Source organism: Bacillus sp. FSL W8-0629 (genome assembly GCF_038593225.1).
GTDB classification, from domain to species: domain Bacteria; phylum Bacillota; class Bacilli; order Bacillales; family Bacillaceae; genus Bacillus; species Bacillus altitudinis.
Window position 1 is genome coordinate 3,220,073 of sequence record NZ_CP151975.1, and the last position, 20,966, is coordinate 3,241,038.

General features: G+C 39.9%; 21 protein-coding genes. 2 read left to right on the forward strand and 19 right to left on the reverse strand.

What is annotated here, in order from left to right; all coding sequences use genetic code 11:
* Positions 1-49 precede the first annotated feature (49 nt).
* Both NSQ17_RS16745 and NSQ17_RS16750 read right to left on the reverse strand, forming a co-directional pair.
* Complete coding sequence (locus tag NSQ17_RS16745; RefSeq protein ID WP_007500014.1) at positions 50-403, reverse strand: swarming motility protein SwrAA; 354 nt, start codon at positions 401-403, stop codon at positions 50-52.
* Positions 404-747: 344 nt separating this feature from the next.
* Positions 748-2,196: a S41 family peptidase gene (locus NSQ17_RS16750; protein WP_046344575.1), complete on the reverse strand. Its 1,449-nt coding sequence runs from the start codon at positions 2,194-2,196 to the stop codon at positions 748-750.
* Positions 2,197-2,349: 153 nt separating this feature from the next.
* Between NSQ17_RS16750 and NSQ17_RS16755 the strand changes: the two genes are divergently transcribed.
* On the forward strand, positions 2,350-3,090 hold the full coding sequence (locus tag NSQ17_RS16755; protein WP_017368130.1) for a sulfite exporter TauE/SafE family protein: 741 nt from the start codon (positions 2,350-2,352) through the stop codon (positions 3,088-3,090).
* Positions 3,091-3,138: 48 nt separating this feature from the next.
* Here NSQ17_RS16755 and NSQ17_RS16760 read toward each other — a convergent pair whose 3' ends face one another.
* From NSQ17_RS16760 to NSQ17_RS16780, 5 genes are all read right to left on the reverse strand, one after another.
* Positions 3,139-4,401, reverse strand: a complete 1,263-nt coding sequence (locus NSQ17_RS16760) for a M23 family metallopeptidase (RefSeq protein ID WP_039169766.1) — start codon at positions 4,399-4,401, stop codon at positions 3,139-3,141.
* A gap of 114 nt (positions 4,402-4,515) precedes the next feature.
* A complete protein-coding gene (gene ftsX / locus NSQ17_RS16765) occupies positions 4,516-5,406 on the reverse strand; it encodes a permease-like cell division protein FtsX (protein WP_025208057.1) in 891 nt (296 codons plus the stop codon).
* Complete coding sequence (gene ftsE / locus NSQ17_RS16770) at positions 5,399-6,085, reverse strand: cell division ATP-binding protein FtsE (RefSeq protein ID WP_008348229.1); 687 nt, start codon at positions 6,083-6,085, stop codon at positions 5,399-5,401. Before ftsE ends, ftsX begins: the two co-directional genes overlap by 8 nt.
* A 382-nt stretch (positions 6,086-6,467) precedes the next feature.
* A complete protein-coding gene (gene cccB / locus NSQ17_RS16775) occupies positions 6,468-6,797 on the reverse strand; it encodes a cytochrome c551 (protein ID WP_008348231.1) in 330 nt (109 codons plus the stop codon).
* 48 nt (positions 6,798-6,845) lie between these two features.
* Positions 6,846-7,694: a YitT family protein gene (locus tag NSQ17_RS16780; RefSeq protein WP_035389657.1), complete on the reverse strand. Its 849-nt coding sequence runs from the start codon at positions 7,692-7,694 to the stop codon at positions 6,846-6,848.
* Positions 7,695-7,883: 189 nt separating this feature from the next.
* Here NSQ17_RS16780 and NSQ17_RS16785 point away from each other — a divergent pair, with 189 nt between their 5' ends.
* Complete coding sequence (locus tag NSQ17_RS16785; RefSeq protein ID WP_041507837.1) at positions 7,884-8,618, forward strand: alpha/beta family hydrolase; 735 nt, start codon at positions 7,884-7,886, stop codon at positions 8,616-8,618.
* Positions 8,619-8,832: 214 nt separating this feature from the next.
* Here the strand turns inward: NSQ17_RS16785 and NSQ17_RS16790 are convergent, their stop codons facing one another.
* The 12 genes from NSQ17_RS16790 to fliW form a co-directional block, all read right to left on the reverse strand.
* Positions 8,833-10,626, reverse strand: a complete 1,794-nt coding sequence (locus NSQ17_RS16790; protein WP_058336977.1) for a M3 family oligoendopeptidase — start codon at positions 10,624-10,626, stop codon at positions 8,833-8,835.
* A gap of 124 nt (positions 10,627-10,750) precedes the next feature.
* A protein-coding gene (prfB, locus tag NSQ17_RS16795) for a peptide chain release factor 2 (protein ID WP_342467609.1) occupies positions 10,751-11,852 on the reverse strand; the annotation gives its coding sequence in 2 pieces (ribosomal slippage) (positions 10,751-11,779 and positions 11,781-11,852; 1,101 coding nt in all).
* A gap of 67 nt (positions 11,853-11,919) precedes the next feature.
* Positions 11,920-14,445, reverse strand: a complete 2,526-nt coding sequence (secA, locus tag NSQ17_RS16800; RefSeq protein ID WP_035701569.1) for a preprotein translocase subunit SecA — start codon at positions 14,443-14,445, stop codon at positions 11,920-11,922.
* Positions 14,446-14,643: 198 nt separating this feature from the next.
* Complete coding sequence (raiA, locus tag NSQ17_RS16805; RefSeq protein WP_007499992.1) at positions 14,644-15,207, reverse strand: ribosome-associated translation inhibitor RaiA; 564 nt, start codon at positions 15,205-15,207, stop codon at positions 14,644-14,646.
* A gap of 189 nt (positions 15,208-15,396) precedes the next feature.
* Positions 15,397-17,082 (reverse strand): methyl-accepting chemotaxis protein, encoded by a 1,686-nt coding sequence (locus NSQ17_RS16810; RefSeq protein WP_342467610.1) that lies wholly within the window; start codon positions 17,080-17,082, stop codon positions 15,397-15,399.
* A 33-nt stretch (positions 17,083-17,115) separates the two neighbouring features.
* Complete coding sequence (locus tag NSQ17_RS16815; protein ID WP_008348244.1) at positions 17,116-17,496, reverse strand: hypothetical protein; 381 nt, start codon at positions 17,494-17,496, stop codon at positions 17,116-17,118.
* Positions 17,497-17,509: 13 nt separating this feature from the next.
* Positions 17,510-17,851 (reverse strand): flagellar protein FliT, encoded by a 342-nt coding sequence (locus NSQ17_RS16820; protein ID WP_008348246.1) that lies wholly within the window; start codon positions 17,849-17,851, stop codon positions 17,510-17,512.
* On the reverse strand, positions 17,848-18,252 hold the full coding sequence (fliS, locus tag NSQ17_RS16825; protein WP_342467611.1) for a flagellar export chaperone FliS: 405 nt from the start codon (positions 18,250-18,252) through the stop codon (positions 17,848-17,850). The genes NSQ17_RS16820 and fliS overlap by 4 nt, the downstream gene beginning before the upstream one ends.
* 17 nt (positions 18,253-18,269) lie before the next feature.
* Positions 18,270-19,781 (reverse strand): flagellar hook-associated protein 2, encoded by a 1,512-nt coding sequence (locus NSQ17_RS16830; RefSeq protein ID WP_342467612.1) that lies wholly within the window; start codon positions 19,779-19,781, stop codon positions 18,270-18,272.
* A 20-nt stretch (positions 19,782-19,801) separates the two neighbouring features.
* A complete protein-coding gene (gene flaG / locus NSQ17_RS16835) occupies positions 19,802-20,143 on the reverse strand; it encodes a flagellar protein FlaG (RefSeq protein ID WP_007499987.1) in 342 nt (113 codons plus the stop codon).
* Positions 20,144-20,296: 153 nt separating this feature from the next.
* Entirely contained in the window at positions 20,297-20,521 is a 225-nt protein-coding gene (csrA, locus tag NSQ17_RS16840) for a carbon storage regulator CsrA (RefSeq protein WP_008348252.1), read from the reverse strand.
* Entirely contained in the window at positions 20,515-20,949 is a 435-nt protein-coding gene (gene fliW, locus NSQ17_RS16845; protein ID WP_041091474.1) for a flagellar assembly protein FliW, read from the reverse strand. The genes csrA and fliW overlap by 7 nt, the downstream gene beginning before the upstream one ends.
* Positions 20,950-20,966 lie beyond the last annotated feature (17 nt).

Here is a 20,966-nt window from a genome sequence, read left to right on the forward strand (position 1 = left end):
CAAGCATTTTCTCTTATTCTATCAAATAAATCGATGCTTGACATCAGGTTTATTTCTCCTGATTCATCCAAAGTGTGACATTCGACAGTGAAAAATCTTTTAAATAGTGATTTACATCTACATCTAGTATGCCGCCGAGAAGCTGCATGGACCTCTTGATGTCGGTTAAGTTTATACCAAGTCTCTTATGATTATCCATTAAATAATTGAAGTATATCTCAGCACAGTCTTCATCGATCTCGTCGACTGATTCTACCGTTGTGTAATTGACCAAGTACCTGCTTAACAGCATGAGTAGACTTAATGCCTTTGTAGCCGAAAACGTCACATCTTTCGTACGACTCTTAAGCTCCTCTACCAACTCGTAATATTTTTTCTCTCTCACAATACTTGCCCTTTTCAATTGTGTACCCCCATTTACTAGTTCTTTTAAGAAAAGCGCAAACCTCGGTACAGCTCAATGCTTAAGCTGAATATCCGCAAAAAATAAAATATTTAAAATGAGTGCTACTTTTTATTGTAAGAATTATTTATGTAACATACAACTTTCAAAAGTTTCATTTTCATGACATGTTTAAATCAACAGAAAGTCTCTTATATAAATATGTTATCGGGTAAATTCGAAGGAATGTTATGTTTTTTGTAAAATAAATGAATATATTTCTCGATATAATATATTTTTAAGAATAAATTATTACATGTTCGTAACACTTATGAACCAAAAAAAAGAGGCATTTATTCGCCTCTTTATTTTTTGAGATATAGTGCTTTTAGTGCAGTTTGTAGCTGAAGATCATTCTTTTCATAAGATTTCACTTCATCTACCATCTTGTTCATCATTTTCGCTGTCTTTAAATCAATCACACCTGATTTTTCGAGATTGTATGTGCTTTGAAATGCGAGTACAGCCTTTTTCGTTTCTTCGTCAAAATATCCATCTACTCTGCCTGGGTCAAATGATAACCCTTTTAACAATGTCTGTGCTTGTCTGACTTCTTCATTGTTCATATCAAGCTGAAGCGGTTCTTTCAGCTGGAGCGGGCCAACGGTGAAGTAATCTGGTTGATGAATCGCAATGGTCGGCACAACACCTTTTTTGTGAATCCAATTCCCTTTCGGTGTCAGCCACTTATACAGCGTTAATTTAATGTTACTCCCATCTCCCATTGGTACCGCCTGCTGCACAGTCCCTTTACCAAAGGAAACGTCACCTACCACTTCATACTTCCCTGCTTCTTTCATGGCACCAGCCAGAATTTCAGAAGCGGATGCACTTCCTTTATCAATTAAGACATTGACCGGGTATGGTTTTTGTTCTTTTCGTTTTGAAAAATATCGTTTTCGATCGCCATTCCGTTCTGCAATTTGAATATATGGCTGATCCTTTGTGATAAAATGTTTCAAAATGTCTTCCACACTTTGTAGATAGCCGCCAGGATTTCCTCTCACGTCCAGCACAAGGCCTTCCATGCCCTTTTTCTCGAGCTTATTCAAGCTTGCCGTGAAATCCTTCGCCGTATCTTCAGAGAAGCTAGAGATCGCAATATAGCCTGTTTTATGACCATTGACCTCTTTCATTGAAGCCGTTACGGTTTCAAGCGGGATTTCTTCTCGTTTGATATGGAATGTTAACTCTTTTTCAATTCCATTTCGTCTGATTTTCAAGGCGACAGACGTTCCTTTTTTTCCTCTTATTTTCAGTACAGCATCGTTTAGGCTTTTTTCTTTCATCGACTCACCGTCAATGCTGATGATTTCATCTTTCGGTTTCAGACCCGCCTTTGCCGCAGGGGATTTTTTAAAGGCAGAGACAATGATAATCTTTCCTTCATCCATTCCAACTTCTGCCCCAATTCCTTCAAATGAGGAATCAAGTGAATCCGAAAATTGCTTTGCGGTTTGCTTGTCCATGTATACTGAATACGGATCATTTAAGGTTGAAAGCATTCCTTGTATGGCACCTTCAAGCAGCTTTTGACGATCCACTTCCTCTACATATTCATTCGAAATGAGGTCATAGGCTTTCTCAATTTTCTCCATTCCGTTTTCCTTCGCTCGATCACTTGATTGAGCTTGTCCAGCCACTGCAGCAGCCGCTTTCGGTGACTCCGCTTGAGTCGCCTCTTTATGCGTCATAACCCCTGCACTGATGATGAGAATGACACTTGCCATGATGGATGCGATTTGTTTTTTCATATTTGGCCTCCTTCTTCAACTCTTCCTGATGACCTGAGTTATTATATGCCAGAAGAAGGGATTTCATGTAAAGACATTCTCCTAAGGAGGCTTGACTAATCATTTCATTAGGTGTAATTTTTATTTTGTTATGATCGAGAAGGAGTCTTCGCTATGTATATTATATTGACGATGCTTTTATTAGGAATTTTACTAGGGTTTGTAGGAGCTGGCGGGGCTGGTTTTGTCATCGCATTGCTGACGTTAATCTTTGATGTACCAATCCATACTGCACTTGGGACATCTTTAGCTGCTATGGCATTTACGACTTTATCTGGTGCATACAGCCACTACCGGGAAGGAAATATCCAGCTCAAATCAGGTTTGATTGTCGGGGCACTAGCTTGTATTGCTTCATTTGCCGGAGCAAAAGTGGCTCCTTTTATTCCAGAGGATAGCCTGCACTATTTAACAGCTGGTATGCTCTTTTTATCTGCTGTTTTTATGATGATCAAATTGTTTGTCCTAAAAGAAGATGCTGAGCAGCAGCCGCTTTCTTCACGCCAATTGCTGATCAGGGGCATTATATTAGGCCTTGTATCAGGGATGCTTTCAGGGATGTTCGGTATCGGATCAGCACCATTTATTCAAGTGGGGCTTTTGATTTTGCTGAAGCTGTCTATTAGACAAGCTGTTGGCACAACGATGCTAGTGATTATTCCAATCTCTATTGGCGGTGGAATTGGTTATATTTCAGAAGGCTATGTTGACTTTATCCTGCTCGTTCAGATCTTAATCGGTACCGTATTAGGGGCTTTTATTGGGGCAAAATTTACACGCCTTGCGCCGAAACCTCTCTTAAAATCCGCTGTGCTTTTAACACCTATTATTGCCGGATTACTGCTGTTATTTTAACTTCATCTACATGAAAAAAGCCGATAACATGCTGTTATCGGCTTTTTGTCAGCGGATATATTGCGCTGGATTGACTGCATTTGATTTCGCGCCATTCCATAATCCTTTATGAATTTCAAAATGAAGATGCTGGCCATAAGACTGACCTGTGTTGCCCATATATCCAAGGAATTGACCTTGCTCGACTCTTTGACCTGTTGACACACTTCTTGTTGAAAGATGAGCGTATACCGTTTGATACGTTTGGCCATTGATGTTATGTGTAATGAACACCACGTTTCCATAACTCGACGAGTAGCTTGAGTTCGTGACTGTTCCAGATGCGGCTGCAACGACAGATACAGTGCCTTTTGCAGCGATATCTAATCCGTAATGCTGTCCGCCAGAACGTCCGCCAAAGCCTGATGAGAAACGGCCTGCAGCTGGTTTAATGAAACCTGAGCTACTTGCTGGTGTATCTGACACTTGATCAGATCCTCCACTTGGTGCAGGTGCACTTTTTTCAGCAGCTGCTTGTTCTGCTTTCTTCGCTTCTTCTTTTTGACGGCGTGCTTCTTCAGACTTTACCGCCGCTTTTTGATTCGCTAAAATTTCTTGTTCATTTTCAAGCTTTCCTAGTTCATCATGTGCATGTTCTTTTTCTTCCGTTACATGACCAAGGACTTTTCCTTTTTCTTTTTGCTGTTTGGATAGGTCCTTTTTCAACGTTTCAAGCTCTTTCAAAGATGTTTCAAGTCCACTTAGCTGTTTATTTAGCTCTGCTTCTTTTTGCTCTACTAGCTCCAAATCATTTTCGTGTTCTGTAATCATGTCTTTATCTGCTTCGACGATGGTTGTAACAGCTCCCACACGACTGACAAAATCACTAAAGCTACGAGCACCTAGCAGCACATCTAAATAGTTGATTGTACCGCCACTTTTTTGCATAGAACGAATTCGATCTTTGAAAATCGCTTTTCTCTTTTCAATTCGCTCGTTGATGACTTCAATCTCTTTTTTTAGTTTTTTGATCTCTTGTTTCGTCTGTTTGACCTCTTTTTCTTTTTCTGCGACTTTTTCAGTTGCGGCACTTACTTTTTGGTCAATTTTTTCAATTTCTTGCTTTAGCTTTGATTCTTTCTTTTCAAGCTTTGCCAGTTCTGATTTCTTTTTCTTCAAGGTTGATTCAGTCTTCGATGTTTTCTCTTCAATTTGTTGACGTTTTTGATCTAGGTCTTCGTATGCGAATGCACGATTTTCGTTCCCTGGAATGTATAGCCACGTTGTTCCAATAAACGCTGCCATTCCAGCCATTATCAGCTTTCTTTTCAAAACGATATTCCCCTCCCATGACAACTGCCTGCATGAAGAGTCGACCGGATGAATTGGATCAACCGGTCACACCTTCTATAGAATCTTCGAGTGCTGCCATCAATATAAATAGATTTATACTTTCAAGAATTTACGGATGGACGTTAAACTTCCCCACACACCGATAATGGCACCGATCAATAGAAGGATCAGTGATACTTGATAGACAAACGGATTGTATGGAAGCATTGAAATAAATGAACCTTGTACCCTTGGCGCCACCCAGCCGACAGCATAATGATATGTGCCAAGCAATACAGCGATTGGTATAATCGAGCCAAATACACCAAGTAGTAATCCTTCGATGAAGAACGGCCAGCGAATAAACCAGTTCGTTGCACCTACTAGTTTCATAATCTCAATTTCTTTACGTCTAGCAAAAATCGTAATTTTGATCGTATTGGAAATCAAGAACATCGCTGTAAATAAAAGCCCAATAATAAGTGCGATGCCGACATTACGCGCCACTCCGACAACATTAAAGAGTCGGCTGACCTCTTCTTTTCCATAAGTGACTTTATACGTCCCTTTTAGGTTTTCTAATTTCTTCGCTACTTTTGGTGTATCGTGAGGATCTGTTGTTTTCACAATAAACGCATCATTTAATGGGTTTTCTTGATCAACCAGTCCCATAGATTGTCCATTTTCACCAAAGCTTTTAATCAGTGCTTTTAGTTCATCATCCTTGGATGAGTATTTCACATCACTGATTTCAGGAATCTTCTCAATTTCTGCTTTTAATTCATCCTGCTGCTTTTGATTCGCAGTTAAATCGATGAGAACTTTTACTTCTACTTCTTTCTCAGCGTTCGATGCCATGTTATTCAAGTTGAGCATAATGACAAGAAAAACCCCAACTAAAATCAATGTGACAGTGACCGCACTAATTGATGCAAATGTCATCCACGTGTTTCTTCCAAGTGAACGGAAGCTCTCACGTAAATGCCGCGAGAGAGTTTTAATCATAAATTCCGTACTCCCCTCTTGCTTCGTCACGCACAATCATTCCATCTTCGATTGCGATGACGCGTTTCTTCATGCTGTTTACAATCTCTTTGTTGTGTGTCGCCATGACGACTGTTGTTCCGCGGTTATTAATCTCTTCAAGTGTCTTCATGATTTCCCATGAAGTATCTGGATCAAGGTTTCCTGTCGGTTCGTCTGCAATGACAACCTCAGGATGATTGACGATCGAACGAGCGATCGATACACGCTGCTGTTCACCGCCGGAAAGCTGATCTGGAAATTGACGAGCTTTGTGCTTTAATTGCACCAAATCAAGTACTTCAAGCACTTTTTTCTTAATAATACTTGGCTGTTCACCAATGACTTCAAGAGCAAATGCCACGTTCTCAAAGACCGTAAGACTTGGAAGCAGTTTGAAATCTTGGAATACTACGCCAATTTCTCTTCTCACATAAGGAATTTCTTTTTCCTTCATCGAGCCTAAATCTTTGTTATTAATTAAGATTTTCCCTTTTGTTGGCTTCTCTTCACGATACATCATTTTAATGAACGTGGATTTACCAGCGCCACTGGGACCAACAACATACACAAACTCTCCTGGATGGATAGAGACATTGATTCCATTGATCGCCTTTACACCATTAGGATAGATCTTATAGACTTCCTTCATTTCAATCATGTAATCACCTAATCTTTTCTTATTCGCTGTCAAACAGCTTATCATGATGTTCTGACACTTCTCGTCAAAAAACGTTATGTATGGTCACGCACATACCCTTCGATACGCACAAGCAATTTATGTCCTTTTCATCCAAAAAGATGAAAAAATTGACTCGTCTAAATTTCAACAACTCCAATTATACGTCATGAATCGACGCAATGGTATTACATTTATATTTCAAAACTTATAAATAAAAGGTAAATAGAGCAATCAAAACCGAAAAACGTGTCTTTTTACCCTTATTTTTTAAATAAAATTTAATATAATACGTTTTCATACTATCCAAAAGTCTTTTTCTACAAATAGAAAATAAAAAAACCTTGTCGATTAGACAAAGGTTTTATTTTTTCTCTGCAAGCCATTTGGCGACTTCTTTTGCTTGTTTTTCATCTACCATTCCGCTTGGCATAGATCCTTTACCGTTCTGGGCAATATCTGCAATTTGGCTTTCATTATATTTCTTCCCGACTTCTTTCAGGCTTGGGCCGCCTCCGCCAGATAAGTCTTTTCCATGACAGCCAATACAGTTTTGCTGATAAATCTCTTCACCACTGCTCACACTTGAAGCACTTTTACTGCCTTCTTTGTCACTGCTGCTTGAATTTCCTCCACAGGCCGCAAGTACAAAAAGCATAGCGACAAAAAGAAGCGTTAATCCGCTCTTTTTCATGTATTTCCCTCCCTTACAATCATTTGGTCAACGTTATTATATCCTTGTTTACGCCCTTTTAAAACCCTCACCAAGCACCTCTTTTGCATCCATGACGATGACAAACGCTGATGCATCGATCGCTTTTACCACTTGTTTCAACTTTGTGAATTGTGACTGCCCTACCACACACATTAAAATAGGCCGGTCATGGTCGGTGTACCCACCTACTGCTGAAATCTTCGTTACACCACGATCAATTTGATCAAACACCGCCTGTCTGACCTCATCCTCATGGCCCGTAATAATCATGGCCATCTTCGAGTGACTAAAGCCAGCCTGTACCACATCAATCGTCTTACTAGAAATGAACACTCCGATCACAGCGTACAGTCCTTCTTCAATCCCAAAAACAGTCATGGCCGCCAAAACAATCAAACCGTCCATCATCGCTAAACAAGTACCTAACGTCAGCCCTGTATATTTATTGATGATTTTGGCCGCAAGTGCCGTTCCTCCCGTTGAACCATTGCCGAGGAAAACGAGCCCAATCCCGATCCCAATCACTACACCGCCAAATATTGCGGCGAGCAGTGCTTCATGGGTGACAGGAGCAATGTGTCTTGTTAAGAACACCATTAAAGGTAAAAAGACAGAACCAACGAGCGTTTTTACCCCAAATGTTCCACCTAATAAATAAAAGCCTGCGATAAAGAGCGGAATATTGAGACCCCATTGTACATATGCAGCTTCAAAACCGAATGACTGCATAATGGTACTGATTCCACTCACACCGCCAGCAGCAATCTGATTTGGTAATAATAACGTATTAAAGCCAACCGCCACGATGGCTGATCCTATTAAAATGAGTACATAATTTTTCACTTCAATCCAAAGTTGAGAATGTTCCTGCTTCATGTCTTTCTTCCTCCGTTACTTCTGAATGCACACCTATTTTAAGCCCTCTCATTCAGATTGTAAATAACAGCCAAATGCAGTGCTAATGGATTAATACTTTATCACACAGCCGGATCAGCGTACTTGCCGTTTGGCAGAAGAGTAAATGATGGTATATTTAATATGTACATGAGAAAGAAGGGACATACGATGAAGAAAATACTGAAGGTCACCGGTATTACATTACTTGCACTCATCATCTTAGCTTTTGGTGCTTTCTATACATGGAGCCGCTTTACATATGGACCATCGGAAGCGTTAAAAAAGCAGATGAAGATTGAGCAGGTCGATCATAAAAATGGGGTATATTCATTTGAAGCATCAAAAAGCGATACTGGCATCATTCTATATCCTGGGGCAAAAGTTGAACCTCTTGCTTATGCCTATCTAGGGAATGCGCTGATGAAGAAAGGCTATTCGGTCTTTATCCCAGACATGCCATTTTCCTTCGCGATTTTTAATACGAAGAAGGCAGAGGATATCCTCAAAAGTCATCCAGCCATCAAGCATTGGTACATTGGCGGACATTCGCTAGGCGGGACAGCTGCCGCTATGTATGCAGAGAAAAATCAAAGCAAGCTGGACGGCCTCTTTTTCCTTGCCTCCTATCCTGCATCAGATGATTTGAAACAGGCTTCCTTGCAAGTATTATCTATTTCAGGAGAAAAAGATGGGCTAGCGACACAAGAAAAAATCAAAAAATCGAAAAAGCAGCTACCTTCTCAAACGGTGTACCATGAGATAAAAGGCGGTAATCATGCTCAATTTGGCATGTATGGCAAACAAAAAGGGGATCAGCCTGCAGACATTCCAGTCCTCACGCAACAAAAAGACATCGTTCAGACGATGCTGGAATGGTTAAAACCAGCAAAAAAGCTCCCGTAATGGGAGCTGCCAGATTGTTGACAAAGGGCTAAAATGAACTTTATTTTAGCCCTTTGTCTTCTTTTCAGCGTGATAGAAAACCTTTGAAGTCTAGGAAGGACGAGCATCGGCGCGGAGCGAATTTGACATTCGTGAGCACCGAAGCGCAGGACTGACAACGAATGCGAGGGTTTGTCTACACGCTGAAGCTCCCGTAATGGGAGCTTTTCATTTTTTATGCCTTCGTCGCTTCTAAAAACTCTTCAGCATCTGCCACAGCCAGTGAAATGGCCTCTTCCCAAAATGCTTTTTGAGTCAGGTCGACACCTAGGTGCTTATATGCCAAATCTTCTACAGTCATTGACGCTGTATCTTTTAATAGCGCAATATATTTCTCTTCAAATGATGCTCCAGCCTGCAATGCTTTCGCGTAAATACCTAGCGAGAACATGTACCCGAAGGTGTAAGGGAAGTTATAAAACGGGACCCCTGTAATATGGAAATGCAGTTTAGACGCCCAGAAATGCGGATGGTATTCATCTAAAGAGTCGCCAAAGGCTTCCTTCTGTGCTTCTACCATCAACTCATTCAAGCGGTCAGCTGGCACTTCTCCTTGTTTGCGCTCTTCATAAAAACGTTGTTCAAATAAAAAGCGTGATTGAATATTCATAAAGAATGCCACACTGCGCTGCAGCTTATCCTCTAGCAAACTGAGACGCTCTTCTTCATTGGCCGCCTCTTTTAATGAAGCATCTGCCACAATCATTTCTGCAAATGTCGACGCAGTTTCAGCTACATTCATCGCATATTTACGATTCAACATCCGAACATCCTGCATGACTTCCTGATGGAACGAATGACCAAGCTCATGTGCTAGTGTCGCTACATTGGATGGAGTCCCTGAGAAGGTCATAAAAATACGTGATTCTCCGCTATCAGGGAAATTCGTACAGAAACCGCCCACTCGTTTGTTTGGGCGATTCTCAGCTTCTACCCAGCGTTCATTAAAAGCTTTTTCAGTAAAAGCAGCAAGTTCTTTTCCAAACCCTGCGAAATGCTTGATAATAAAAGCGGCTGCATCTTGATAAGAATAGGTTTTTGTCTCACTTCCAATAGGCGCTCCCACATCAAACCAGCTTAGTTTATCAACCCCAAGCATGTCAGCTTTACGTTGTAAATAATCAATGAATGGCTGTTTATGTTCATCAATGACAGACCACATTGTATCGAGCGTCTCTTGTTTCATCCGGCAAATATCAAGGGGCTCTTTTAATATATGATCCCATCCTCTTGCCTCATATACTTGCAGACGAAAACCAGCGAGATGATTGAGTGTGCTTGCAAATAAATGTTCATCCTGTGTCCATGCATGTTCTAAATTATGATACACGGCTTTTCTTACTTCACGATCTGAATCATCCATCGCATTTTCTGCTTGGCCTACAGAGATCATTTGTGTTTCACCATTTTGCTCAAATGGAATGGTAATTTTGTTCACCAAGCTAGAATAAAGTTCATCCCACGCATGATACCCATCTACTGCTAGTTTTTGAATGAGTGTTTCCTGTTCAACAGGCAGCTGATCTTTCACATGTTCTCTTCGTTCATTTAATATGTAACGAACATCTGAAAAAGCGGCTGAATCCATTAATTCTTCCCACTGGCTAGTAGGAATCTCAGCAAGTGATTGATCAAACCCTGCTAGAATGGTTCCTAATTCAGCTTCCAGCTTGGCAATAGATCCTCGGAGGCTGCCCGCCTTCATATCCTTTGTATTTTGAGATTGTAGACAGGATACAAATGAACCTGCTTGCGCTAGTTTTTTATATGTGATTTCATACGTTTCAAGGACAGCTGTTAACTTTTTTTCAATTTGTGTATCTTCTTTTGAAAAGGCATCTACCTTTTGTCGTAACTCATCTAATAGCTGCTGTATGTGCTGTAAGTATGTGATAAATTCTGATGAAGAACTGCCTCCTTTAAAAAAGGCATCTAAATCCCACGTCTCTTGTAATGGTTTTAATCCCAAATTATTTCCCCCTTTAATTGCTAATTTCATCATACAAAGGATATAGAGTCAGTATGGCATATGTATTCCTTTATATTCATTATATTTTCTCACAATTAAAAAAACCCGGCAAGAAGCCGAGTTTTTATGATAATTTTGAACGTAAATACGCATCGATAAAGGAATCTAAATCTCCATCCATCACCGCTTGAACATTTCCCATCTCCGTGTTGGTACGATGGTCTTTCACAAGAGAATATGGGTGGAAAACATATGAGCGAATTTGGCTTCCCCAGCCAATTTCTTTCTGTTCTCCTCTGATTTCATCCAATTCCGCCTGCTGTTCTTCGATCCGTTTTTGATAAAGCTTAGATTTCAGCATTTTCATTGCACGTTCTCTGTTTTTGATTTGGGATCTTTCCGTTTGGCACGTCACGACGACATTTGTTGGGATGTGTGTGATACGAACCGCAGAGTCCGTCGTATTGACGTGCTGACCCCCTGCACCACTTGCACGATACGTATCCACCTTAATATCCTCTGTACGAATATCGATATCAATTTCTTCATTAAATTCTGGCATGACATCACAGGAAACGAAAGAGGTGTGTCTACGGCCAGATGAATCAAATGGAGAAATACGGACTAAACGATGGACACCTTTTTCTGCTTTTAAGTAACCGTAAGCGTTATGTCCTTTAATCAGTAATGTCACAGACTTAATTCCCGCTTCATCACCAGGAAGGTAATCAAGTGTTTCGACCTTAAAGCCTCTGCGCTCTGCCCAGCGAGTGTACATTCTGAGTAGCATAGAACCCCAGTCCTGTGATTCAGTACCACCTGCACCTGGGTGAAGCTCAAGAATGGCACTGTTTTTATCATAAGGTTCGCTTAAAAGAAGCTGTAGCTCAAATTCATTAAACTGCTTCGTTAAGTTCTTCAGCTCTTTTTCAAGCTCTGCATGAAGCTCCTCGTCATAATCTTCCTTTAATAAGTCATGTGTCATTTGTAGTTCTTCATGCGATTCACTGAGTTCATGATAGGAGTTCACAGAATCCTTTAGTGCATTGGCTTCATTGATTACCCCTTGAGCCTTTTGCTGATCGTTCCAAAAATCAGCCTCTGACATCGTCGCTTCAAGCTCTGCGATTTTGACTTCTTTTGTTTCTAGGTCAAAGAGACCCCCTAAAATCAGCTAGCCTGCTAGCCATATTTTCAAGCTCTTGTCTAATTTCTACTAATTCCATATCCTTCACCTCATAGATGTATGGGGGCTGACATGAATAGAAAGAGGTTTTCACCTCTTTCCATTACTTATTCTGTCTTCCCATGACAATTTTTATATTTCTTGCCGCTTCCGCAGTGACACGGTGAGTTTCTTCCGATATCCACCACTTTACGCACCGGCTTTTTCTTCACTGTTTTCTCCTCATCGCCTTCTTGAGGTTGATGAGCAGTTGTTTGTCCTTGAACGACTTCTTCACGTTCTAGGTTGTTTTGGATTTCTGATTTTAGCACATATTTAGCGACGTCATCTTCAATTGAAGCGACCATATGCTCAAACATCGCAAAACCTTCCATTTGATACTCACGAAGCGGATTGGTTTGTGCATATGCACGTAAATGGATTCCTTGACGCAGCTGATCCATTGCATCGATATGATCCATCCACTTAGAATCTACTGCACGAAGAACGATGACTTTTTCAAATTCACGCATTTGTTCATCGCCAAATGTCTCTTCTTTTGCATCGTATTTCTCTTTAATCCGCTCCATGATGAATTCGGTGATCTCATCTGCTTCTTTACCGAAGATATCTTTGACCGAAATGGCACCTTCATCTAAATAGTTCGTGTTAATTAATTCAACAAGACCATCCAGTTTCCATTCTTCTGGAAGTTCTTCTTTCGGCGTGTAAGATCCAACAGCCCGCTCAATAGACGATTGAATCATATTGATCACAATCGATTTCAAGTTATCAGAATCGATGACTTCAAAACGCTGTTTGTAAATAACTTCACGCTGTTGACGAAGAACATCATCATATTGCAGAAGCTGCTTACGGGAATCAAAGTTATTCCCCTCAACACGTTTTTGAGAAGATTCAACAGCTTTTGAGACCATTTTACTTTGAATTGGAGTAGAGTCATCCATACCGAAGCGATCAAGCATCGCCATTGTCCGCTCTGCGCCAAATCGGCGCATCAATTCATCTTCCATTGAGAGATAGAATTGAGTAATCCCTGGGTCTCCTTGACGACCAGAACGACCACGGAGCTGGTTATCAATACGGCGTGATTCATGACGCTCTGTCCCAATAACAGCAAGACCACCTAGTTCTTTCACACCTTCGCCAAGCTTGATGTCTGTTCCACGTCCCGCCATGTTTGTCGCAATTGTGACGGCACCTTTTTGTCCAGCTTCCTCAATAATTTGTGCTTCACGCTCATGGTTTTTCGCATTTAACACTTGATGAGGGATGCCTTTATTTTTAAGCAGTTTTGAAATCAATTCAGATGTCTCAACCGCAACAGTTCCGACAAGGACCGGCTGTCCTGTCATATAACGCTGTGCGACGTCTTCAGCTACTGCTTTAAATTTGCCATCCATTGTACGGTAGATTAAATCAGGTCTGTCATCACGCACAACCGGTTTATTGGTTGGGATTGTGACAACCTGCATATTGTAAATGTTACGGAATTCCTCTTCTTCCGTTTTCGCTGTACCTGTCATACCAGATAGCTTTTCATACATACGGAAGTAGTTCTGGAACGTAATGGTTGCAAGTGTCATGCTTTCATTCTGCACTTCAAGACCTTCTTTTGCTTCAATGGCTTGGTGCAGACCTTCACTATAGCGACGTCCTTTCATTAAACGTCCTGTGAAGGAGTCAACGATGACGACTTGACCATCTTCCACAACATAATCAACGTCTTTTTGCATCGCAACATGCGCCTTAAGAGCCTGCGCGATATGGTGGTTAAGAGCAACATGTTTGACATCAAACAAGTTCTCGATGCCAAATGCTTTTTCCGCCTTCGTCATTCCGCTTTCAGTCAGCTGTACACTTTTTGTTTTAATATCATAAGTGAAATCGTCTTCTATTTTTAACGTACGAACAAAGGCATTTGCTTGTACGTAAAGTTTCGTCGATTTTGCAGCTTGTCCAGAAATAATAAGAGGTGTTCTCGCTTCATCAATTAAGATGGAGTCAACTTCATCGATGACGGCATAATGAAGTGGTCTTTGAACCATTTGCTCTTTATACAGCACCATGTTATCTCGTAAATAATCAAAGCCAAGCTCATTGTTTGTTGAATACGTGATATCAGCAGCGTACGCTTCTCTTTTTTCATCTTTGTCTAAACTGTTTAAGTTCAAGCCAACCGTTAATCCAAGAAATTCAAAAATCTTGCCCATTTCCTCTGCATCACGGCTTGCCAAATATTCGTTGACTGTTACAATGTGGACGCCTTTTCCAGAAAGAGCATTCAAATAAACAGGCATTGTTGAAGTCAACGTTTTACCTTCACCTGTTTTCATCTCAGAGATATTCCCTTCATGTAGGGCAATCCCCCCCATGAGCTGCACCTTAAATGGGAACATTCCTGTCACGCGGCGGGAAGCCTCACGAACCGTTGCAAATGCTTCAACCAAAAGGTCGTCTACAGATTGTCCTTTTTCAAGTTTTTCTTTAAATTCGATCGTTTTATTTCGTAAAGCCTCGTCAGATAATTTCTCAAAATCTTGAGCGAGAGCTTCGATTTCATTTGCCTTTTTTTCATATCGGCTGATCGTACGTTTCGTAGGATCAAACACTTTGTTTAAGATTCCAAGCATATAATAACGCTCCTCTATTTCATGCAATTTTTCGGCATGTCCAAAAGTTTGACAGGTCCATATTTACCTGCATTTATCATACCATACCTTCCTTGATTTCCAAAGAATTTGCAATGATTTAGCACAAAAAACCCGCCCCTAATGAAGGGAGCGGGTTTACTTTTTTTAGGTCATTTTCGGATCAAAAGGAACGAATGATTAAGCGTTTGGCTCAATGAGTCCATATTTACCGTCATTTCGGCGGTATACCACATTGGTCAAATTTGTCTCAGCATTTGTGAAGACAAAGAAACTGTGACCTAACATGTTCATTTGGAGAATGGCCTCTTCGCTATCCATTGGTTTTAAATTGAAGCGTTTTTGTCTGACGATTTCTGTTTCATCAATCTCTTCGTCATCTTGAACTGCTACTTCGGACGCACCGTTTCCTCCAGCAAATAAATGCTTTTTCGCACCTTGCTCACGGAATTTACGGTTCACTTTCGTTTTATGTTTTCTAATTTGACGTTCTAATTTACTGGTTGCTAGGTCTACTGCATTGTACATATCCTCATTATGCACCTCTGCTCGAAGTGCTAGATCAGTCATTGGAATGGTAACCTCAACTTTAGATTCTTGATCGTTGTAAAATTTCAAGTTCACGTTGACTGAAGCATCAACATCTGACTCAAAATAACGCTCCAGCTTTCCAATTTTTTTCTCGACATGATCTCTTAGTGCAGGTGTTACTTCGATGTTTTCTCCTCGGACATTGTAATTCATGTAAAGAACGCCTCCTTTAAAATTAAGGATATGTAAACTTATTTCTACTTTTCCCTCCTTTTCTCCTGCTCAAACGTAAAAAAAATGTGAATTTTTATTGAAATTTGTCGAATCCTGCGGTGCTTCAGCTTTTACTTGATAGGTGATGAATATATATTCGATTAATTCTTGAAAAAGACCATCGCACTGTTAAATCTTGAAAGATGAAATAGATGTTTTCAGTGATTGAGACAAAGATTTTAAATCTTCCGCAGCTGCTTTCATTTCCTCATTCGCCGCTAGTGATTCTTCAACAGCCGCCGACATGTACTCTGTTTCCTCAGAATTTCGCTTGGCTCCTTCTTCTATCACACCAATTGTTTGAGAAATTTCTTCTGTACTAGCTGAGATTTGCTCTGTCGTGGCAGAAAGCTCCTCTGCTTTCATCGAGATATCACGGATGGATTCCAGAATTTCTTGAAAGCTCTGTTCAGACAATTGCGATACTTTCACACCTTCTGCTACATCTCGTTCCACTTTCGTCATAGAGTGAGACGATCTTTCAGTATCTTTGTTCACGTTGGCGAGTAGCTGACTAATTTGATCAGTCAGCTGACTTGATTCTTCCGCCAGCTTTCTGACTTCATCTGCAACAACCGCAAAACCTCTTCCATGTTCCCCAGCTCTTGCTGCTTCAATGGCTGCGTTTAAAGCAAGTAAATTTGTCTGATCTGCAATGGCATGAATATTCCCCAGCAGGTCTTGAATGCCGGTAAACTGTACTTGTACATTGGCCATTGTAGAATGATGTTCATTCACAGATTCCTTAATAGAACTCATTTGTTTCACAAATTGTTGAATGAGGGATGCGCCCTCTTCAGCCTTTTCAGTCACTGAAATTGAGTGACCCGAAACATCAGACGTATGTTCAGCCGCATTATGCATACCAGTCGAGACTTCTTGAATCGCCGAAGCTACTTTTCCTACTGCATCCGATTGTTCACGTGAAGCTTCACTGACCTGTTCAATCGAGCTAGACGTCTGTTCACTCGCCGAAATGGTTTGACTGATGGTTTCTTCAAATTGAGCAGCAGAATCAGCTAATTGCCTTGACCCGTTTTGCACCTGTAAGATGAGCTGACGCAAATGAGCTGTCATTTGGTTAAAAGCCGTACCGAGCTGGCCAATTTCATTTTTAGAGGTTACTTCAATCTCTTCAAGTGTGAGGTCACCATCTGCCATTCTTCTTGCTGCATGTGTGACAGAGACAATCGGTTTTGTCATACGATGAACAAACCTTGTGCCAATGACTAAAAAGCCGACTATAATCGCTGCGCTAACGAGAATGAGCGTCAGCAATAATTGGTTACTTTCTTCATTGAGCTGACTGATTTTTTGATCACGCTGTTTCAATTGTGTTTGAGCAAATTCTTTTGTAAAGGTATGTATTTCTTGTTCGATAGGTTGTAATTCTTGACTGAGGCGGGTGTTGAATTCTTTTTGATTTTGCATATTCAATGAATTAAATAATCGATTTGTTGAGGTGTAGTAAAGATAATTTTTTTCGGAAATTTGATCTAACAGATTTTTTGCTTGTTTAACGGTGCTCATTTTTGATGCTTCAGTTGTTTTCTTATTGATTTCTTCATATGTTTGCTCAATCTTCTGTAAATTTTCAGCATCTTGAACAACTACATACGTTTTAATTTGTGCTTCCTGCTTTTGTAGCAGTGCCTCTAATTCCAGTGAGGTCTGGTACAGCTTTACTTCTTTGGTGAGAAGTGCTTTATACGATTGATCTGTTTTGTAATAAATAAAACTAGAAAACCCCAAAATACTGACAAACAATACACATATGACAATAAGCCCAAATAAAAATTGATTTTTTAGTCTCATAAATTCCTCCGAATGGTCTGAATTGAACAAAAATTAATGAATGACATACGGCCTCATACAGGCATGTATTTCATCCATCCACTTTCTATATTCAGGTATAAAATATGATGTAAGGAATGACTGGAAGTGATTTGAAGGGAATGTATAGAAAGCTAGTATATCGAAACTTAAAAAAATTTGGTCAAACGATCGAATCGTCTTGGCAAAGTGCTCATTTTCAATAATCGAAAGCAGAAGCGGATGTGTTGTCTCTAAATGAAAGAAGGCATGGATCAGATCATTAAAGATCCGATCCCCTTCTGTTTTAGCGAAATCCTTCTCAATTTCATCTAAATATTTTAGACTCTCTTCTATCGTATATAGAAGGTCATAATATGTGGTTAATAAAATATAGTCATCTGAACGATACGCCACAGGTCTCACCTATTTATTTCCGTTTATCGTAGTATACGCCATCACTTGTCATGGGCTGATACGGATTTTGATAATTCAGCTGTTTTGTTTTCTTACGTTGAATGGCTTGAATATCTGCCTTGATCCCATTTTGAATCTCCGTTAATTGCTTGGCCATCAGTTGATCTGTTTGAATGATTTCTTTGATTTTCTCTTTTTCTTGAACGGAAAGCTCATGTTGAATGTCTCTCATTAGTTCGTCTCTCTCAACTAAAAAAGCATCAAAGTCTTCAACGAGTGTCTCACTTTGCGGGTTGGCCTCTATTTCCGCTGCCATTTTTAACGTTTGGTCATGCAGTTGGTCCACAATACTCATAGAGATCCTCCAATAGAGTGGTGACGCCCTTTTCGATCGGTTTGAATGACTTCCTTCCAAGCATCTCGGAAATCAGTCACATATTGCTCTATTTCATTCAAGATCTCTTCGTCATTTTGCAGATTGGCTTCAATCAGTCTTCGATAGATGTAGTCATACATACTTGCCATGCTCTTTGATACATCATACGTACGATTTAAGGTGACATTTAATTCTTGGATGATGTTTTGAGCCTTTTTCAGGTTCAAGTTTCTCATTTCAGCATCTTCTTTTTGAATGCCATGCTTTGCTAGTCTAATAAACTTTAAGCATCCTTCATAAAGCATAAGCGTTAACTCGGCCGGTGTTGCGGTCTCAATAGAATTTTTCTGATAGGCGGCATAAGGGTTCTGAATTGCCATATGTTATAAACCTCCAATTATTGTCCAAGCAGTTGAGAAAGATAGCCAGATTGGTTGTTTAGCTTTTGAATCGCACTATCCATGGCGTTAAACTTTTTGTAGTAACGAGCTTCCACCATTTTTAAACGGTCTTGGAATGTGCTCATTCGTTGAGTCAAAGAATCAAGGTCCTTACCAAGTCCGTATTCCTTTGATGCCATCGTTGTGCTACCAGCCTTTGTCTGAATGCTCTTTGAGAAGGCTGTTAAGGAATTTTTGATACGATGAATGATTCCTTGTTCATTATATTGCTGCTGCGCTTTATCTTTATCTTTTGAATCTACATTTAGCGAACCTGACATAAATATTTGACTAATCTTCTGTGGGTCTTCTTGAATGGCTTTTCTTAGTTTCGGTTCATCAATGACAAGCTTTCCGCCATCTTTATATTTATCTGAAGTGGCAATTCCGATTTGTGTCATGTGAATTTTATTCCCATCACTTGTCGTAATATCAACATAAAAATCACTTCTTAATTTAGATGCACCAGATCGTAAAATTGAATCACTTCTCAGCAAGCCAGACTTCGCAGTCGTTTCCCATAGCTCGACTTCTTTGTCAGACATGGCTTTTTTCTCTTCTGCTGTTAATGGATAGTAGTCTCTATTTCTTTTTTCATTGACTTTACCATTAATCTCTTCAACAAGTTCATTGTATTTATCAACGAATTGTTTGATTTTATCAAAGATGGCATCGACATCTGTTGAAACGTTCAAACTGACAGGCTTATCTGTTGTTCCTTTAAGTTCATATGTGATACCAGCCTGCGTGAAGGTATTATTGTTATTTTCCATTTTGAGACCATTAATTTCGTATTGCGCTTTCTGCCCTTGAGTAGTCGCAACTAATTTATTATCTCCATCCACTTGGAATCCTAATTGCGTTAAAAATGAAGCAGAATTACCATCCGCTTTAATACTGACACCTTCTCCAGTCGTACGGGAAGTCAGAGCGATGGTATCCACGTAGTTGGTCCCATCAAAGATTTGGCCTTTATAAGCCGTGACACCAAGTTGAGAGCTGTTCAATTTTGTCACGATTGTATCAAGGGTATCTGTATCAGTTGTATTAATGGTCACTGTTTTTGGTGTTGTAGAATCTGGTGTCGTCACCTCAAACGTGAACGTACCGTTTGCAGCAGTAAATCCAGATGTGCCAGAAGATTTGAATACGGATGCTGTCGCTAGTTGGGTCACATTAATCGAGCCAGAGGTAGCATTTGTTGATCCAGTTGCTGTGACAGCAGATTCATTGGAGCTTGTGACCTTTTTTGCGCCATATGTAGTTGGACGCGTTAAATTTAAACTATTGATTAAATCATCTAATTCTTTGACCTTTGAATTGACCTCGCGGTAGCTGTCTCTTTGCCATTCAAGTGTTTGTTTCTGGCGTGTCATTTTATCAAGTGGTGCTTGCTCAGTTTTCATTAGCTTTGAGACGATTTCATCAATATCAAATACATTTGAAAATCCAGTAATTCGATTAACCATGATTTATGTTCTCCCTTCAATTACATTCTTTTATCGACAAATAAACCGACAATCTCTGTCATTGCCGCATAGAAATCAAGCCATTCTTTGGAAGGAATCTCTCTAATGACTTCTTCGGTTTGGTTATCTACGACTTTGACATAATATTCATTGAGTTTTTCATGTAATTCAAATTGAAGATGAAATTGAGTAGGTTCAATCAGCTTATTTGCTCCTTGAAGCGTTTTCTCAATTTCTTCTTTTGAAACGACTTTTCCATTTGCTTGTAAATCAGTGTTTGCATTGTCATTTTGATGATTCGTAACACGGGTTTGAAATGCATCAATCAGTGGCTCTAGCGAAGTCAACTTACCAACAGACATAGTTATTCAGCTCCTGTGCTTTAATCTATCTTTTATATCGGCTTTGAATTATTAAATTAAATATAGATGGACCGATTTGTTAAAGTTTCATATAGATGGTGTACTTCTACGGTTTCACACGGAGGAGGATAGACAAATAGGATAAAAAAATCCTCACTTTTTTTGTGAGGATAATTGAGAAAGTAGATCAAAGGACAAGCTAGCAGCACGGCTGTTTTCTTCTTGAATAGACAGGTATACTTCCTTCCTGTGAATATCAATATGCTTAGGAGCCTCAATTCCGACTTTTACTTGGTCGCCTTCAATCGCAATAATTTTAACTTCAATATCGTCGCCTATTTGAATCGATTGATTTAATTTACGAGATAGAACTAACATGAGGAAGCCACCTCTAGCAAATGTTTTGTATGATAGGCTGAATCATGCAAAATGACCTGCTTGGCTTTCATGTTTTTCCGATTCACAATAATAGGCGCTCTTAAATTGGCTGTCGTTTTTTCAATAGAAGATCCCATTGTTAAAATAACCATGACTTCCGCATCATTGGCATCTTCTACCCCAAGAATGTCTACAACCGATTCTTCTAAGTCAAATTCATATTGATTGAAGAACAAAAATGGGCTGCTGACAATAAAGCCTAGTTCTGCATTTTTCAAAGATTGAAGAACTAAAAATGGGGATTCTTCTGATAAAGGTAAAATGACAAATTGTTTTTGATCCAGAAATCCTGGTATCCCATTAGAGAAGTGAATGATTTGCTCCTCTTTAATCGTCACTTCGCCATGGTATTTTGTTTGAATGATCATAATTCACGACCTTTTTC